Origin of the sequence: Rahnella rivi (assembly GCF_019049655.1) — a bacterium.
GTDB classification, from domain to species: domain Bacteria; phylum Pseudomonadota; class Gammaproteobacteria; order Enterobacterales; family Enterobacteriaceae; genus Rahnella; species Rahnella rivi.
In genome coordinates, this window is the sequence record NZ_JAFMOX010000025.1 from 1 (window position 1) to 1,822 (window position 1,822).

The 1,822-nt window shown below is 33.3% G+C and carries 2 protein-coding genes; both read left to right on the forward strand.

The window, feature by feature from the left end; all coding sequences use genetic code 11:
* The coding region (locus tag J1779_RS00160) for a glycosyltransferase (protein WP_217202535.1) at positions 1 to 542 on the forward strand (542 nt) is incomplete at its 5' end.
* A gap of 91 nt (positions 543 to 633) precedes the next feature.
* Positions 634 to 1,822 (forward strand): lipid II flippase MurJ (locus J1779_RS00165; protein WP_338019841.1); only part of this gene is annotated, 1,189 nt, incomplete at its 3' end.

Below are 1,822 nucleotides of genomic sequence, written 5' to 3' on the forward strand. Positions count from 1 at the left end.
AAATAAAGGATTACTATAACATTCCTCATGATAAGAAAATTATCTTAACCGCTTGCCGATTACACCCTCAAAAGGGTGTTTATAATTGTATTCAAACAATAGAGTTATTAAGTAATAAAAATGATTTTGTTTATATTATCGTTGGTAATGGACCAGAAGAATTTAAGTTGAAGAGTTTGGTTAATAATCTTGGTGCTAATGATTATATTAAGTTTTTGGGAGCTTTAAAAAGAGAGGAATTGGCAAAGGTTGAATCAATATGTGACGTTTTTTTATTTTTAACTAACCGCATAGAAGGGCTGCCTTTAAATGTTTTAGAAGCTTCTGCAGTGGGATTGCCAATAGTATTATCAAGTCAAGTTAAGCTGTTCAAATCAAAAGATATCCATCTGGTTGACCCCTTAAACTATCAAGTTGCCGCAAATAAGATAGAAAGTTTACTAATTAATGATTCAAAAAATAAGCTTTGCTATCTACCCGATGAGTACTCATTAAAATATGCTGCAGCTAAGTACCAAAATTTCATTGAAAAAAATATTTAAATGAAGGACTTAACTTGTGAGGAAGGCAATAGTTTCATTAATTAGTGGGAATTTACTGTCTAAAGCTTTGGGTCTTATCAGAGAAGTTATTGTGGCTGCACTATTTGGTACTGGATATATTAACGGTGCGTACCGAGTAGCGCAAACCGGGACTTTGGTCCCGGTAAATTTCCTGGTGAGCGATAGTTTGACAGCTTTTATTCCTCTTTATAAAAAGTTTCATTCTGAAAGCGAGAATAAAGGACAGCTTTTTTTTTGGTCAATGCAGATCATTTTCCTTATATTTTCTGTGATCTTAACTTCCAGCGCAATTCTATTTGTAGACTTTTGGCTTAATATCATTGCACCTGGTCTAGATGAAAGGACAAGAAACCTATCCAGGTCAATGCTTATAATAATGAGTCTGGGTATAACACTTTATCTTAGTTCAGCATTAATAAATTATGTAGAAATGGCTCATGATGACTTTCTTCCTATGTCTATGCGACCTTCAATACAAAATTTTGGCATGTTATTGGGCGCGCTGTTTGCTTATGTAATAGGTAATCCTATCTATCTTGCATGGGGGTTTACATTCAGTTATTTGGTTTTCTTTATCTGGGTTTTAATTAGAGGAATAAATAAAGGAATCTTAGTTTTTCCCAGTGAAATTGATAATAAAATTTTAAAAAATGTTATTTTTGTTTTTTGGAAAACACTAAAGCCACTGATTTTTTTGCCATTCCTATATCAAGGGAATATCGCTATTGAACGCGCAGTAGCAACATTGATAAGTATTACGGCAGTATCTGCGTTGGACTATGCAAAATTTATCACTGAAACACTTTTATTAGTAGTATCGACACCAGTTGCGTTGGCTGGACTAGCTAGTTGGGGAGGATTACAGTCTGAACATATAAAGTCAAGACTCATTGATACCTTTAGCTTATTGATGATTTTTGCTGTGCCTGTCTCATTGTTTTTGGGTATTCATGCAAATCTGGTTGTCACGATATTGTTTGCTAGAGGGAAGTTTGATTCTACTTCAATAGCTGTTACTACCAATATTCTGCAGGGAATGTCTCTCGGGCTTTGGGCAAATGTCATAAGTTATGTATTAATAAAGGCTTTGAATGCACAATTTAAAAATAAAAAAGTAATGATAATAATGACGTTGGGTTTAATTGTTAACGCTTTGTTTAATATTATATTTTATCAGTTCTTTAAAGAATTGACGCTGGGGTTGGGATATTCTTTATATGGAATAATAACACTTATCGGATGTATATATTCTCTAGATA